Below are 14,955 nucleotides of genomic sequence, written 5' to 3' on the forward strand. Positions count from 1 at the left end.
CATTGTTCGGAAGCCACCAGCGAATCGGCTCTGCTGGCAACCGTTTTCATCGACCTACGACCCACTGATGGCTCCAACTACTATGGATGAATTGGAGAAAGTAGATTCATGCCAATTTTTTTGTTGAGATTTTGAGCGAAGGCTAAAGGAAGATTTTGTCTAAAAGCAGGAATTCAGGACTTTTTCTCGCTATGACTATTTTAGTAGCTATATGAGTTAAAACAGTGATATAAATTCGCTTGTCTGTGAAATAATGTGCTGTAGTGTAGAAATAGTATTCATATTAATAGAAAAGAACCCTATACGTTTCTGATGGCAGTGAATGACTGAACTAAGCTGTACGACTAGGAAAAATGGAAAAATAATATACATTCATCAAATTGTGAATAAATATAAAATTACCATATTAAACATATGTATTTCTAAATTTTAAAACATAATATCTTGTGTTTAATCAGAATATTGTAATTTCGTGGCCAGTATTAAAAAATGGTTAAAAACATTTATCAGGTCACACTTCATGAAAAAAACTTTATCAGTCCTCTGGCTATTAACTGTCTTGTTCAGTATGCCAGCGCTAGCACAGGACTTTTTGGTGACGGGCCGTGTCACGTCAGCAGAAGACAAGACCGGTTTGCCGGGCGTGAGTGTTCAGCTTAAAGGAACCACACGTGGGACAACGACCGATGCCGAAGGCAATTACCGGTTAAATGTACCTGCCAATGGTCGTTTGGTCTTTAGCTTTATTGGCTTTGCCTCGCAGGAAGTGGCTATAGGCAATAAGTCGGCAATTGCCATAAGCCTGGTGCCCGATGCCGCTAATCTGGATGAAGTCATTGTCACAACGTTTGGTACAGCCAAGCGGGCCTCTTTTACTGGTTCAGCCGGAACACTTTCACCTACACAGATTCAGAATCGAGGTGTTAGTAACGTGGCGCAGGCGCTTTCCGGCGCGGTATCGGGTGTTCAGACAACGGCTGGCAGCGGACAGCCGGGCTCCGCTCCCGAAATTCGTATCCGGGGCTTTGGCTCAATCTCGTCTGGAAACGATCCGCTTTATGTGGTAGACGGTATTCCCTATTCGGGAAACATTGCCAATATCAACCCAGGCGACATTGAAAGTGTATCTGTTCTGAAGGATGCCGCGTCAACCGCTCTGTATGGCGCCCGGGCTGCTAATGGTGTCGTGGTCGTAACTACCAAAAAAGGGCAGAAAGACCGGAATACCATTAATGTACGGTACACTCAGGGCTTCAGCAAACGGGGCTTGCCCGAATACGATCGCGTTGGTACCGGGCAATATTATCCGCTGATGTGGGAAATGTACCGCAATAGCATTGCCTACCGCGCCACTAACCCCGTACCTCTGGCTACCGCAAACGCCGATGCCACAAACCGGCTGGTTAGTTTGGTAGGCTATAACGTATACAACGTACCGGACAACCAATTAGTCAATACCGATGGGCAGATGAACCCAAACGCTACGCTCCTGTACTCGCCCGATGATTTGAACTGGGAGAAGCCCATTACACGTCAGGGAAACCGGAGCGAGCTGAATGTAAGCTTTGCCGGTGGACAGAAAAACTCCGATTATTTTGTTTCCCTGTCGTACCTGAACGATAAAGGCTACCTAATACGCTCTGACTTTGACCGGTTTACGGGCCGTATCAATATCAACTCTCAGATGAAACCCTGGTTTCGGGTGGGGGCCAACCTGTCGACGACCATTTCAAAGTCTAACCAGGCGGATGCTGATGGCAGCACTAACTTTGTAAACCCGTTCTTCTTCTCCCGGAACATTGGTCCAATCTATCCGGTCTACGCGTACGATCCGGCAAACCCCGGCCAGTTTCTGACGCTGCCAAACGGCCAGCGACGCTGGGATTACGGTAACCTGACATCCCTTGGCTTACCCGCTCGGCCTCAATTCGGCGGTCGCCATTCGGTGGCAGAGACGACGCTGAACCAGAACTATTTACGCCGTAATGTACTTGGCGCGCGGGGTTTTGCCGAGGTTTCGTTTTTGAAGGATTTCAAATTTTCGGTAAACGTAGGTACGGATATTACCAACACAAATTTCGTTACCTATGGTAATCCTGAAATAGGAGATGGCGCTCCGGCGGGCCGTGCGACGCACCAATTCCAGAACATTTCCAGCTATAACCTCAATCAGTTGCTGAACTACAACAAATCGTTCGGAAAAAACACGTTTGATGTATTGCTGGGACACGAAAACTTCAGCATCAACGATAATAACCTGGAAGGGTCACGCTCACAGCAAATTGTGGATGGCAACTATGAGTTAGGTAACTTCACGACGACAACCAACCTGGCGTCGGTGTATAATACGCGTCGGGTAGAGGGTTACTTCTCCCGGATCAATTACGATTACGACCAGAAGTACTTCTTATCCGCTTCGGTTCGGCGCGATGGGTCGAGTAAATTCTACAAGGATTCACGCTGGGGCACGTTCTACTCCGTCAGTGGAGCCTGGCGTTTAGATCAGGAGGCTTTCCTGCGGTCGATTCCAACCATCAGCTCTATGAAATTGCGGGCTTCGTATGGTCAGACGGGGAATGACGGTGGCGGCAATACCGCACAATTTGCCCAGGACAACACCATCAGCTACTACGCCTGGCAACCTCTTTTTGGCTTAGGTAGCTGGAATAATGCATCGGAAGCCGGTATTCTGCAAACCAGCCTTGGCAACCAGAACCTGGCCTGGGAGTCCAGCAATTCGTTTGATGCGGCCCTGGAATTCAGTCTGTTCAAGGGGCGTGTTTCGGGTACGGTTGAGTACTTTGATCGCCGATCGGCCAACTTGATCTTCGCCGTACCCTTGCCCTTGTCGGATGGTATCTCGACCGTTACCCGAAACATCGGCACGATGTACAACCGGGGTATGGAAGTTGAGTTGGGTATTGAACCCATCCGCACGAAGGATTTCACCTGGCGCCTTGACCTGAACGCTACCCGCGTGAAAAACCGGATCACGAAAATGCCGGACGAAAACCCTGAAATTATCGACGGAACGAAAAAACTGGCCGTTGGCCGGTCCATCTACGACTACTGGCTCCGCGAATACATGGGCGTGAACCCGGCTACGGGCGAAGCCCAATACCGGGCCGCCAACTACGTGGCGTCTAATTCCCGCATTGTTGCCGAAACTGGCGACACACTCACCACCAGCGTTAACAACGCCCGATATCATTATAATGGCTCGTCTATTCCAGCCCTGTCGGGTGGATTTACGAACACCTTCCGGTACAAAGGCCTTACGCTGTCGGCGCTGACGGTGTATCAACTGGGCGGTAAAACCTACGACGGTGCCTATGCTGCGCTGATGAGTTCGGGCGGGTATGGCAGTGCCAAATCGGTCGATATCCTGAATCGGTGGCAGAATCCCGGCGATATCACCAATGTGCCCCGTATGGATGCTGGCCGTACCTCCGACTTTGATGCGCAATCAGACCGCTGGCTCACGGATGCCAGTTACCTGAATCTGCGTTCGGTAACGCTTTCCTACGCACTGCCAGCTACACTGGCCCGTAAAGCATTTCTGGAGAACGCCCAGGTGTACATCACGGGCGAAAACTTCCTTATTCTGTCGCATCGGAAAGGGATGAACGTTCAACAGACCTTCACCGGAGTAACCAGCAACGTATTCAGCCCAGCCAAGAGTATTATTCTGGGTGTTTCATTTACGCTTTAAGTTTCAGACAATTCATGAAAGCAAGATATATAACTCTAGTATTAGCGCTGGGTCTGCTGACAACAGCCTGCGAAAAAGACTATCTGGAAACGTCGCCCACCGCTAGCATCGATGCCGGGGCTGCGTATGCCACCACGAAAAATGCAGCCAGTGCCATCAATGGAATTTACCGGGCAATGGTCGTGCGGTACCTCAGCTCACAAGGTCATTTTGGGCATCCAGCCATGATGATCATCATCGATGCGCTGGGCGAAGACTTAGTGTTGAGCAACACATCCAATACCTGGCACCTGCCCGAACAGCGGTGGCAGGCCCACCGCTCGGAAACATCGGTTGGTGATCAACTGCCTTACGAGTTGTATTACCGGCTAATTGGGAATGCAAACATTGGTATTGCCAATATAGACAACGCTGCAGGCACCCAGGCAGAACGGAATCAGGTTAAAGGAGAGGCTTTGGGAATCCGGGCGTTCTCGTATTTCAATCTGGTGCAGCTGTATGGAAAGCGGTACGATGCCGCTGCCAAACCCAATAGTCAGCCTGGTGTCCCGCTTGTCTTGACACCCACCACAGCGGGCCTCCCCCGGGCAACGGTCGAGGAGATATACACCCAGATCAATAAGGACTTGGCTGATGCTGCCACACTGCTGACCTCGGCTCGTAGCTTTAAGTCGCACATAAACCTGGAGGTGATAAAAGGCTTCCAGGCTCGGGTGGCACTGACCCAACAGAACTGGGCTGATGCGGCCAAATATGCCGCCGAAGCCCGCAAGGGGTATTCTTTAATGACCACAGCCCAGTATCAGGAAGGATTTTCGGATATCGGCAATCCTGAGTGGATATGGGGTTTTGACCATGTTGAAGATCAGTCGGAGTTTTTTGGCGCGTTCCACTCGTATATGTCCAGCAACTACAACTCGACCAACATTCGTGTAACGCCGAAAGTCATCAACAGCCTGCTCTACGATCGGATTCCAGCTACGGATGTCCGGTCGAAAATGTGGGTAAAGACGCCAACGACAACCAACTCCATTGTGCCAACGGGTGGCGTACGGGCTCCCTACATGAACCAGAAGTTCCGGCTGCCGGGCACGCCATCCACCAGCGCAATGGGCGATATTCCCTACATGCGGGCTGCGGAGATGTATTTGATCGAAGCCGAAGCGCAGGCGCGTCTGGGCAACGCCACGGCTGCGGCCAGCGTGCTGTTCGATCTGGTCAGTAAGCGGGATCCTTCCTACAAACTGTCGACAAGCACCGGTACACAACTGATCGATGAGATTTTATTCAACCGGCGTATCGAATTATGGGGCGAAGGTTTTCGGTTTACTGACCTCAAACGGATGAACCTGCCGCTGAACCGGAACGGAGCGAACATCAGCTCGGCTGTAGCTGTTCTGTTCGATGTAGCCCCCGGCGATGTTCAATGGGAGTTTCTGATTCCACGGCGGGAAATAAATGCCAATAAAGCAATCGTTCAAAATCCGTTATAAACCGCCTTTTAACGTAATGTCAACGCGCCTAACTGTATGCACAGTTAGGCGCGTTGCGTTTAATGGGTTTGTATTCAGCCCCTGTTTTGGTTTACTCTATGCATGAATTGAAACACGGACTGAAGCCCGTGGGTACAAACCCATTACTCCGCGTAAGTAGGTAGCAGTAACGGCATACTGACCGAGAAGGTTTTTGCTTCGACATCATCCTGAACAATGACGGGTGACTGGCCGAGTAACTTATACTTGGTGATAAAATTCTGAAGCCCATTGCGGGGAGAGGGGACAGTTACTTTCTTGATCTGCCGATTGTTGGCGACGATCAATCGCCCGTCCCGGGTGTATACTCGAATCCTTAACGGCTGCTCGGCCAGGATAATGTTATGCTTGATCGCGTTTTCGAAAAGGAGCTGGAGCGTGAGCGTTGGAATCTGATACGACAGGTACTTGTTTTCAACATCGACCTCCATAAAGATGGCGTCGCTATAGCGGGCTTTGAGCAAATGGAAGTAGGCATTTATAAACGTCAGTTCATCGGAAAGTGGGCAGAGATCGCGCTTGTTCTGCTGAAGCAGGTAGCGGTAAACAGACGATAGCTCGTTCAGAAAACTATCCGCCTGATCGGTGTCGGTTGTTATTAAGGAAGAAAGCGAATTCAAATTATTGAACAGAAAGTGCGGATTAAGCTGCATCTTCAACGAATCGAGCTGGCTTTGCAGGTTCACTTTTTTTAGTTCTTCCGTTTCGATGTAGGCAACCTTCCAGCGTTCATAGAGGTACATCCCTTCGAAAACGGCCGCAACCTGGATCGTACCGACAACCGATACGAGCGTATTGAAAAAATAAGGCTTGAACAGGAAGTAATCTTCGGCTGGGAAAAGGCCAATCTGGTGGTAAATGAAGGTCTGCGAAATGCGGATAGCACTGGCAAACAGGACAAACCAGATCAATTGAAACAATACCCGGTGCCCTGTTTGGGCCAGCTCGGGATACCGCTGGCGAGAAACAATGATGCCTCGCCGGTTGCATTCCCACACAACAACCGAGCCCGTCATGAAGAACAGGGGGATACGCCAGTCAGCGGGGTAAGGCACGTTGGTGTAGCCGAACATAACCCATTGCCCCACCAGTGCCAGCAGGGCAACGCCACCCAGTCGCATCCACTTGTCATTTAGTTGTTGCATTGGCCTTAATGAACGCCCCATTTTGCCACAAGATAATGAGTTTTAGCTTTAGCCTTTGAAAACCCGCAAATCAGGTCAGCACCCACCTGTGATTTTTGCTGCTTAAACCCGGTTTCACTTATGAAAAATTCCTGGCGCGTTATTCGTACCAGGAATTCAAGCTTAACTAACCTAACCTTTACTTATTTCTTCGTCGGTTGTTGAGTCGCCACCGACGTAACTGGGGCAGCCTGCCTGGGTTTGTATATGGCACCTGTGGCAAAATCAACGGGGATACTAATTAGGGGAAAGAGCAGGATGTCGGCAATGAGCGCCCCCGCCCGCACCTGGCGCTGTGTTTCTCCTGGCATCGGTCTGCGTTTTTGACCGTCTGTGATACGACCACCAAAAACGGTAGCGCAACTGGTTAATGAACTGCCTACAGTGAGAAGCGTCAGGGCTAACAGAGCGTATTTTTTGAGCGGTTTCATGTAGATTTGACTTATGTGTTCGGAAAAAGTAGGTCTGAATGTTTATTTGGTAGCACCAATCGTGAATCGGACATTCTTGTCATCTTCGCCGTTGATAATCAGTTTGTTGTTGCTCAATGAGCCAATCTGATCTCCTTCGTAGCTGAACGTCAGCGTCCCTTTGCCCGCATCGGCCACGGTAACGTCACTGGCTGAAACCACCATAAATTCACTGTTGTCTGATTTCTGGCGGATGTCTAACGCCAAAGAAACCGTCGATCCCGTTTGTCGGGTGACCCGAATCGATCCCTGTAGGTTAGTCTGGCTGGCGGGGAGCGTTTTGCCATCATACGACAGCTCCGAATAGGTGTAAGTACCAGCGGCCTGAGTGGCGGCATCGGCAGGCATGATGGAATCGTCGTTGCCCTTTTTACAGGCCGTAAAAAGGGTCGTGCTCATCAATAAGATAAGCCACGCAAAGCGGACGTGAACGGTTTGTTTCATTTGAATTTGTTGTTTTTGGAAAGAGGTTTTTAGTTGGTATTGCGCTTGTGTTCCGGAAGGACATGGCAAAAATGGCAGGTCATCCTGGCACGATGAAGAGCCACTGTGTTCAAGCGGTAGAATGACCCGCTGAAGTGCCGTTTGTGCCCGATGAGTTGGTGAAGGGTTCTGTTTGCATTGGCGGGATTTGTTCGTTAATTGGTAAGCGTTGACCCCTCTGCCTGGATGGTTTGCTTCATGAAACACCTGTATCTTCTCTCATTTCTGTTGGTGGCCAGTCTGGCTATGGCCCAGGATGACTATTACCAACCCAAAAAACTGCCCGCCCCGCCAAGGCCGACGTACACAATTCTGTTGAAAGACGGTACCCAGCTACGGGGTGAACTGGTACGGCAGGATAGTGCAGAGGCCATTATCCGCACCAAAAACCTCGGTGAAGTCCGGCTACGATCGGATCAGATCGTCCGTATAGAGCAGCAGGGTGCTCAGGCCGAAGGAGCGAGCTATCCAAACCAGTTTTCGCAAACCATGCGGTTAGCCCCAACGGCTTTTTCTGCCGAAAGAAATAGACTTTATTATCGAAATTACCTGCTGTATTTCAGTCAGTTCGAATACGGTATAACGGATAACTGGAGCGTTGGAACTACATTTTTTACCTTCGTCCCCATCGCGGTCTTTAGCCTATCAACGAAAGTTTCTTTCCCGGTTGGTGATCGGGTGCGGTTAGGCGTCAGCGGGCAATATATAGGGATTCAATCAGATGGATTCCTGATTGGCGGGGGGCGGGGATCAATCCAGGGGGCTGGCTACCTGCAGGGAATCGTAACGACCGGCGATCGGCAAAACAACACGACATTCGGCCTGGGTTGGGGCGTATCCAATGGCGAACTGTCGCGCACGGTGGTCGGTTCATTCGGGTTGGTTCGGAAAGTTAGCCCCAAACTTTCCTTCATTACTGAGAACTTTGTCTTATTAGGACGTGGGTCGGTCAATTTTGGCGGTATGTTGTCGGCGGGTATTCGGTTCGATCGTCGGCGCCACGCGTTTGACCTGGCCGCTTATATTCCGTTTTTTATTGGCCCCGGCGTTTCCAGTCTGGTGACGTTTGCACCTTACGCGAGCTACCACCTGAAAATTGGTAAATAAGCTGATTGCATGAGAATAGCGGCTGTAATACACCGATTTCCGCTATTTTCGCCGTTATTGTCAGATAAGCCATTCCTGTATGCCTGAAAATCCTTCTGATTTACCCCCGTTTGCTCGTTCGTGGACACAACTTTATGCTATTGTGATTGGTAGCCTGGTAGTCGAAATCTTGTTTTTTTACGGGTTAATGCGCTGGTTGTCATGAGTATTCTTGACTGGAGCGTACTGGCTCTTTCGTTGATAGGCATCATCGCCTATGGGTTGTGGCGCAGTCGGGGTAGCCGGAGTATGGACGATTACCTGCTAGCCGGGCAATCGCTGCCCTGGTATCATGTGGGGCTTTCGGTGATGGCTACCCAAGCCAGCGCCGTCACATTTTTGTCGGCGCCGGGGCAGGGCTTTAGTGATGGAATGCGCTTTGTGCAGTTTTATTTTGGCTTGCCCCTGGCCATGGTGGTACTGTCGGTTACGTTCGTTCCGATTTTTCATAAGCTGCGGATTTACACCGCTTATGAATTTCTGGAAACCCGTTTCGATGCGCGGGTGCGGACACTTACGGCAGGCTTATTTCTGTTGCAACGGGGGTTGTCGACGGGACTGTCGATTTATGCCCCAGCCATTATTCTGTCCACAATTCTGGGCTGGAACATCTACTGGACCAACCTGCTCATGGGTGGTATTGTACTCGTATATACGGTTACGGGCGGTACAAAAGCCATTTCCTACACGCACCTTCAGCAGATGGCCATTGTCACCTTCGCCATGGGGCTGGCGGGCTACCTGACCGTTAAGATGCTACCCGAAAGTGTCGGTTTCGTGGATGCCCTGCACGTAGCAGGGGAAGCGGGACGAATGAACCTCATTGACCTGAAGTTCGACCCAAACAGCCGCTACAACCTCTGGTCGGGCCTGATTGGCGGCTTTTTTCTTCAACTTTCCTACTTCGGCACCGACCAGTCGCAAGTGGGACGCTACCTCACTGGCCAGTCGATTGGACAAAGCCGGTTGGGATTGCTGATGAATGGGTTATTGAAAGTACCCATGCAGTTTCTGATTCTGCTGGTGGGTGTACTGGTGTTTGTTTTTTATCAATACAATCCATCGCCGACCTTCTTCAACAAGCAGGAAACCGACCGACTAAAGCAAAGCAAGTACGCATCTGCCTACCAACTGGCCGAGATCAAGCACCAAAACCTGACGGCTCAGCGACAGCGGGCGGTGCAGGATATGCAGGTAGCACTGACCACGAACAACGAAGCTGCGCAGGATGCGGCAGGGTCCATACTACGCCAAACGGATGTAGCTCTGAAAGCAGTTAAAACGGATGTTACCAAACTTATTCAGCAAAACAATCCATCGGCAGACGTCAACGATGTTAATTATGTTTTCCTGCGGTTTGTCCTAGACTACCTGCCACACGGCCTGATTGGCTTGCTGATTGCCGTTATTTTCAGCGCATCGATGGGGAGCATAGCCTCCGCCTATAATTCACTGGCTTCGACAACGGTTGTCGACATATACAAACGGCTGATGAAGAGCGATTCCGACGATGCGCATTACCTGGCTGTTTCGCGCTGGTCTACCGTAGGGTGGGGGGTGTTTTGTATTGTTGTCGCCCAGTTTGCCAACCGACTAGGCAGTATGATCGAGGCTGTAAATATCCTGGGGTCATTGTTTTACGGCGTCATTCTTGGGGTATTTGTCGTTGCGTTTTACGCCAAATCCATTGGTGGTCGGGCTACGTTCTGGGCGTCGATACTGGCGGAAATACTCGTGGTAGTGAGTTGGTACCTCGATCTGACGGCCTTCTTATGGCTCAATGTCATTGGGTGTCTGCTGGTTGTAGGCATTGCCTGGGCGCTGCAGCGAATCATGCCCCAAAATTCATAAGGCGTGTTGACTGCTCATTTAAAGCCAATTACGCCCAGCCCCTGAACCAGTTGCGTGTGTTAGGACATCGCCGTACTTTAGAAGTACTACTTGATACTGTTATGCTGAGAGCATCAGATTTTTTCAAAGAAGAGCGTGATCCATTATTCAAACGTGGACTGGAACGCGGTTTGGAACGTGCACAAAAGGTTAGAAAAGGTCTTGTCAGGAATCTATTGCTTAGGTCAGATAGGCGTCATATGCAAATCGCTAAAATTGCTGAGATAAAAGAAGAAGTGGAGTTAATTGCCAAGCAGATTAAAAAATAGATTGCTCTTCTCTTAATAAAAAAGCCCGGTTCGAATGATCGAACCGGGCTTTTTTATTAAGAGAAGAGTGAGGTTTATTTACGCCTTTTTCTTGCCCTTGCCAGGTTTCATAGCCGGCATGGCAGGGATTTGGGCGGTGTATTCAGCGATGCTTTTTTCGATACCTTCCTTGAAAAACGGGAACGCCGAATCATTGGACGATTGACCCATAGACAGGGCTTTTTTAGCCAGAGGAACCGCTTCGGTGTATTTGCCCATCTTGGCCAGAATCTGCGATTTTACGTACAGGTTACGGTAGGTTTCTTTCAGGGAAATCGACTTGTCGATCCAGCCTAAAGCCTGCTCCAGGTTACGACCTTTCGAGAGGTTGTAGTTGGCGGCTGCCTGTAGCACAGCCGCATCTTCAGGCTTGTCGGCTACGGCTTTGTCCACGTTGGCGGCTGAGTTGGCATTCACATCGACGCGCAAATCGGCGCTGGCTTTCGAGTTAGCCCACATGAAATTCATTTTGGCCGTGCTGTCGGTCAAATCGCTAAAGCCAATGGTAAAAGTTTCAATCTTCTCGTTATTTTCCTTCGGTGTCAGGTCAACCCGCAGTACGTCGTCGGCTTGCTTGTACGACGCTTCCGTGACGGCTTTGTCTTTGTTGAAAATGAGGGTAAACGCGTCGGCGTTTGGAATCGACATGATCGAGTAACTCCCTGCTGGCAGCGTTTTGCCATTCACCATCAAGTCGGTGGTAGTCGTAAAAATCGTAGCGCCATTGGCCCCGGTGCGCCAGATTTTACCCGCTGGAACAAACGAACCAACAAAAGGATCGCGTCCTTTCAGGCTTGGTCGCGAGTACGTTACGGTAATGTCAGTCGTCCCCACGGTTTGCATAACCGATGCGCCGGGGCTGGGTGATGGCAACTTAATTTGTGCGGTGGTTAATTGCGCTGCTAAACAAATAGCAACTGCTGTAAGCGAAAGTTTGCGCATGATTGTCGATAGACTATTTAAAAAATCTCCCCCAAATTGCGACTTTTTTAGACAAAAAGCCAACGTATGCACCGCGAACCATTGATCACCCTGCTTCAGGAACACACCCCGGCCGACGCTACCGAGCAGGCTATGACACAGGCAACCATTGCGTTTGTCAGGACTTATCCCAATTGTTTTGATCGGTCTTTGTTGATTGGGCACGTAACGGGGTCGGCCTGGATTGTTAGCCCGGATCGCGAGCAGGTGTTGCTTATTCACCACCGGAAGCTTGACCGGTGGCTACAGCCCGGTGGTCATGCCGATGGTGATCCTGATGTGGCTGCGGTGGCCTTGCGCGAAGCCCAGGAAGAAACCGGATTAACTTCTCTTAAGCGTATTGGCGCTGGTATTTTCGATGTCGATGTTCACGAGATCCCGCTTCGAAAAAATGTACCGGCACACCTTCATTATGACATTCGTTTTTTGTTTGAAGCCGACTTTATGGAAGCGTTTGGTAATTCTAATGAAATTACAAATATTCAGTGGTTTTCTGTCGAAAAGGCCAAAAGTCTAACAGATTCTGAATCTATTTTAAGAATGTTGCGTAAAAAAGTTGTAAACTAAAAACATAGTAGATATTTTAATTGTTTTTTAATCTGATGAAGTAGTAGCTTTGCTGGACAACAAAACCATAGAAATAGCCATGAAATCAGTCGTATTTTTGCTTACTGGCATCAGCCTGCTGGCGCTGTCAGGGCAAGCTTTTTCGCAGGATGATGGAGCGCGAAAGCCCTTGAATAATCCGATGTATTCGACCCATAACTACAAGCATCCTAATATGGCTGCGGCCGCCCGACGTCAGGAAAGTAAGGCTGGTGTTGTTGTGCAGCAACCGGCTTCAAGCGATCCACGGCTGGCTAATTACAAAAATCAAATGCCTAACCAGCAGCCAACGGGTGGTATTCAGATCGACCACACGCCATCGGCAAGCCTGGCTGACCGGAATTATAAAGTGCAACGGGTTAGTGAGCCTAAACCGACTGTTCCGATGGATGAGTATTACGTTAAAAAACGCAGGACGGACAGCACAACGATTGGTAATTAACAGAACTGAATTGAGCACAACGGGTCAACTGCACGTGCAGTTGACCCGTTTCTTTTTGGCTCCTTATTGATGCAGGGGTTGTTGGTAGTGCATCATTGATTTGTACCATACACGTCTTGATCTGTCTTTCCGGACCAGCTGTCTCTGGCTTACCTTTGTCTTATAAAAAGAGCCAGACCTACGCCCGATAAAGGCATCAACCTAAAATCGATAACATCATGTCAGTCAACCATAGTCGTTTATACAGCATAGTGAACAATAAATGTCCTCGTTGTCAGGAGGGCGACTTCTTTGTTTCGAAGAGCGCGTTCAGCCGAAATTTTGACAAAATGCACGATCACTGCCCGCATTGTGGCGAAAACTTCATGCCTGAACCTGGTTTCTACTGGGCGTCGATGTTTGTGAGTTATGCGTTTTATACCATTTATACCCTCCTTACATTTTTCATTTTCGTCAAATGGCTGGACGTAGATCTGGATTACTATCTGGTTGGATTAGTGCCAACGCTGATCCTCTTAACGCCTTACTTCTTCCGGCTCGCCCGCCGTACCTGGTTGTCGATCTTTATTGCCCCCAAACCCGTAGCTGGTTAGTTTGTTGTCTTAGCTGGTCCCCACACCCGCATTGATCGTTGATATGTTCCAGCGCATTTTATCGTGTTAACGCGGATAAAATGCGCTATTTTGCGGACTATGTTAAGGGGTAGACATGACCGAATAAACGTATGCAGGTAAAAGTTGGGGTAGTTCAGGCAACTCCGGTGTTCTTCGATAGCACGAAGACAATTGATAAATTAGAAACTTTAGTGGCCGACGGGGCTAAAAAAGGCTGCCAGTTTTTGCTTTTCCCGGAGTCGTTCATTCCCGGTTATCCCCGAAAATTTACGTTTGGTGCGACCATTGGGTTGCGAACGGATGCCGGTCGCGAACTCTACAAAACGTACTGGCAAAACAGTGTACAGGTTCCCAGCCCTGAAGTGAGTCGGCTGGAACAGATTGCCCGCGACAACGGCGTTTATCTGGCCATTGGCATAACAGAACGCGACAGCCTGAACGGAAGCTTGTATTGTACCCTGATGTATATATCCCCAACGGACGGCTATCTGGGAAAGCATCAGAAAATTAAGCCAACCGGCGTTGAGCGATTGGTGTGGGCCGAAGGAACGGGGAAGGATTCTCTGCAAACCTTCGACACGACCGTTGGCCGAATGGGTGGCCTGATTTGTTGGGAGAACTACATGCCATTGGCCCGAATGCGGATTTACCAGCAGGCTCCGCAACTCTACCTGGCTCCAACTGCCGATGCCCGCCAAACGTGGCCTGCCACACTCCAGCACATTGCCTGCGAGGGCCGTTGCTTTGTGCTTGGGTGTAATCAGTATTTTACCCGAGATGATTATCCGGAAGAGTACCAGTCGATGCTGACGGACGATGAGCTTGTCCTGAGTAAGGGAGGCAGTGCCATTGTTTCGCCACAGGGTGAATTTATCGCAGGGCCTTTATGGAATGAGGAGGGTATCCTGATCGCTGATCTGGACCTGGACGAGGTATTGAAAAGCAAGCTTGATTTCGATGTGATTGGTCATTACAGTCGTCCTGATCTCTTCACTTTTTAAGCCTACACCTGTTTAAGTCGCTGTTCGTAAAGTGACAGGTTTTCAGCATCAAAGCAAACGAAGAAAATGTCCCGAATGGACGTCGGCCGATCAAGAAAGTGGTTCACGGCCGCTACAGCCGTATCGGCCGCTTTGTCTTTGGGGTAGCCGTAAACGCCGGTACTGATATTGGGGAAGGCAATGCTCGCTAAGCCGTTCTGCGTGGCAATCTCCAGCGCTCTTTGGTAACAACTCGCCAGTAACTCAGCTTCGCGGTGGTTACCACCCCGCCAGACTGGCCCAACGGCATGAATGACGTGTTTTGCCGGAAGCCGGTATCCCTTGGTAATCTTGGCATCGCCGGTATCGCATCCTTTGAGCGTCCGGCATTCGGCCAGTAAGTCGGGTCCGGCTGCCCGATGAATGGCTCCATCAACGCCCCCGCCACCCAACAAACTGGTGTTAGCCGCATTCACAATGGCATCAACCTGTTGCTTCGTAATGTCGCCTTGAATAACCCGAATGATTGCCATAGGAACAGGTTTATGGTATTCAGTTTACGGTTTGTGGTTAACGGCGATCCGTCGCACGGTTGGCTGACGCACGA

At 49.8% G+C, this 14,955-nt stretch carries 14 protein-coding genes; 9 read left to right on the forward strand and 5 right to left on the reverse strand.

The window, feature by feature from the left end; translation table 11 throughout:
- Positions 1-568 precede the first annotated feature (568 nt).
- Together SD10_RS10520 and SD10_RS10525 are read left to right on the forward strand one after the other, a co-directional pair.
- Positions 569-3,712, forward strand: coding sequence for a SusC/RagA family TonB-linked outer membrane protein (locus SD10_RS10520; RefSeq protein ID WP_227699197.1), 3,144 nt, complete (start codon positions 569-571; stop codon positions 3,710-3,712).
- Positions 3,713-3,726: 14 nt separating this feature from the next.
- A complete protein-coding gene (locus SD10_RS10525; protein ID WP_046573761.1) occupies positions 3,727-5,205 on the forward strand; it encodes a RagB/SusD family nutrient uptake outer membrane protein in 1,479 nt (492 codons plus the stop codon).
- Positions 5,206-5,348: 143 nt separating this feature from the next.
- Here the strand turns inward: SD10_RS10525 and SD10_RS10530 are convergent, their stop codons facing one another.
- From SD10_RS10530 to SD10_RS10540, 3 genes are all read right to left on the reverse strand, one after another.
- On the reverse strand, positions 5,349-6,389 hold the full coding sequence (locus tag SD10_RS10530; protein WP_046573762.1) for a sensor histidine kinase: 1,041 nt from the start codon (positions 6,387-6,389) through the stop codon (positions 5,349-5,351).
- A gap of 182 nt (positions 6,390-6,571) precedes the next feature.
- A complete protein-coding gene (locus tag SD10_RS10535) occupies positions 6,572-6,859 on the reverse strand; it encodes a hypothetical protein (RefSeq protein ID WP_046573763.1) in 288 nt (95 codons plus the stop codon).
- 42 nt (positions 6,860-6,901) lie between these two features.
- The gene (locus SD10_RS10540; protein WP_046573764.1) at positions 6,902-7,342 is read right to left on the reverse strand and encodes a hypothetical protein; all 441 of its coding nucleotides are present in this window, start codon (positions 7,340-7,342) and stop codon (positions 6,902-6,904) included.
- Between the two features lie 237 nt (positions 7,343-7,579).
- Here SD10_RS10540 and SD10_RS10545 point away from each other — a divergent pair, with 237 nt between their 5' ends.
- The 3 genes from SD10_RS10545 (at position 7,580) to SD10_RS10555 (ending at position 10,686) form a co-directional block, all read left to right on the forward strand.
- The gene (locus tag SD10_RS10545; RefSeq protein WP_148562420.1) at positions 7,580-8,488 is read left to right on the forward strand and encodes a hypothetical protein; all 909 of its coding nucleotides are present in this window, start codon (positions 7,580-7,582) and stop codon (positions 8,486-8,488) included.
- Between the two features lie 201 nt (positions 8,489-8,689).
- Complete coding sequence (locus SD10_RS10550; RefSeq protein ID WP_046573766.1) at positions 8,690-10,378, forward strand: sodium:solute symporter; 1,689 nt, start codon at positions 8,690-8,692, stop codon at positions 10,376-10,378.
- A gap of 56 nt (positions 10,379-10,434) precedes the next feature.
- Positions 10,435-10,686, forward strand: a complete 252-nt coding sequence (locus SD10_RS10555; RefSeq protein WP_148562421.1) for a hypothetical protein — start codon at positions 10,435-10,437, stop codon at positions 10,684-10,686.
- A gap of 78 nt (positions 10,687-10,764) precedes the next feature.
- On the opposite strand, the gene SD10_RS10560 is transcribed toward SD10_RS10555, so the two are convergent.
- On the reverse strand, positions 10,765-11,667 hold the full coding sequence (locus SD10_RS10560; RefSeq protein WP_046573768.1) for a DUF2911 domain-containing protein: 903 nt from the start codon (positions 11,665-11,667) through the stop codon (positions 10,765-10,767).
- Positions 11,668-11,733: 66 nt separating this feature from the next.
- On the opposite strand from SD10_RS10560, the gene SD10_RS10565 reads away from it, so the two are divergent.
- From SD10_RS10565 to SD10_RS10580, 4 genes are all read left to right on the forward strand, one after another.
- Positions 11,734-12,273 carry an NUDIX hydrolase gene (locus tag SD10_RS10565; protein ID WP_046573769.1) on the forward strand — a complete coding sequence of 180 codons (540 nt, stop codon included), beginning with the start codon at positions 11,734-11,736 and terminating at the stop codon, positions 12,271-12,273.
- 79 nt (positions 12,274-12,352) lie between these two features.
- Positions 12,353-12,754 carry a hypothetical protein gene (locus SD10_RS10570; protein ID WP_046573770.1) on the forward strand — a complete coding sequence of 134 codons (402 nt, stop codon included), beginning with the start codon at positions 12,353-12,355 and terminating at the stop codon, positions 12,752-12,754.
- 329 nt (positions 12,755-13,083) lie between these two features.
- Entirely contained in the window at positions 13,084-13,347 is a 264-nt protein-coding gene (locus tag SD10_RS10575; protein ID WP_316933137.1) for a DUF983 domain-containing protein, read from the forward strand.
- 131 nt (positions 13,348-13,478) lie between these two features.
- Positions 13,479-14,369 carry a carbon-nitrogen hydrolase family protein gene (locus SD10_RS10580; RefSeq protein ID WP_046573772.1) on the forward strand — a complete coding sequence of 297 codons (891 nt, stop codon included), beginning with the start codon at positions 13,479-13,481 and terminating at the stop codon, positions 14,367-14,369.
- Between the two features lie 2 nt (positions 14,370-14,371).
- Here the strand turns inward: SD10_RS10580 and SD10_RS10585 are convergent, their stop codons facing one another.
- Positions 14,372-14,881, reverse strand: a complete 510-nt coding sequence (locus SD10_RS10585) for an O-acetyl-ADP-ribose deacetylase (RefSeq protein WP_046573773.1) — start codon at positions 14,879-14,881, stop codon at positions 14,372-14,374.
- Positions 14,882-14,955 lie beyond the last annotated feature (74 nt).

The organism is Spirosoma radiotolerans (assembly GCF_000974425.1).
Taxonomy (GTDB): domain Bacteria; phylum Bacteroidota; class Bacteroidia; order Cytophagales; family Spirosomataceae; genus Spirosoma; species Spirosoma radiotolerans.

Coding starts and splice junctions, on each gene's coding strand:
- SD10_RS10520 (WP_227699197.1), top strand. CDS start 569: ATGCCAGCGCTAGCACAGGACTTTTTGGTGACGGGCCGTGTCACGTCA.
- SD10_RS10525 (WP_046573761.1), top strand. CDS start 3,727: ATGAAAGCAAGATATATAACTCTAGTATTAGCGCTGGGTCTGCTGACA.
- SD10_RS10530 (WP_046573762.1), bottom strand. CDS start 6,389: ATGCAACAACTAAATGACAAGTGGATGCGACTGGGTGGCGTTGCCCTG.
- SD10_RS10535 (WP_046573763.1), bottom strand. CDS start 6,859: ATGAAACCGCTCAAAAAATACGCTCTGTTAGCCCTGACGCTTCTCACT.
- SD10_RS10540 (WP_046573764.1), bottom strand. CDS start 7,342: ATGAAACAAACCGTTCACGTCCGCTTTGCGTGGCTTATCTTATTGATG.
- SD10_RS10545 (WP_148562420.1), top strand. CDS start 7,580: ATGAAACACCTGTATCTTCTCTCATTTCTGTTGGTGGCCAGTCTGGCT.
- SD10_RS10550 (WP_046573766.1), top strand. CDS start 8,690: ATGAGTATTCTTGACTGGAGCGTACTGGCTCTTTCGTTGATAGGCATC.
- SD10_RS10560 (WP_046573768.1), bottom strand. CDS start 11,667: ATGCGCAAACTTTCGCTTACAGCAGTTGCTATTTGTTTAGCAGCGCAA.
- SD10_RS10565 (WP_046573769.1), top strand. CDS start 11,734: ATGCACCGCGAACCATTGATCACCCTGCTTCAGGAACACACCCCGGCC.
- SD10_RS10570 (WP_046573770.1), top strand. CDS start 12,353: ATGAAATCAGTCGTATTTTTGCTTACTGGCATCAGCCTGCTGGCGCTG.
- SD10_RS10575 (WP_316933137.1), top strand. CDS start 13,084: ATGCACGATCACTGCCCGCATTGTGGCGAAAACTTCATGCCTGAACCT.
- SD10_RS10580 (WP_046573772.1), top strand. CDS start 13,479: ATGCAGGTAAAAGTTGGGGTAGTTCAGGCAACTCCGGTGTTCTTCGAT.
- SD10_RS10585 (WP_046573773.1), bottom strand. CDS start 14,881: ATGGCAATCATTCGGGTTATTCAAGGCGACATTACGAAGCAACAGGTT.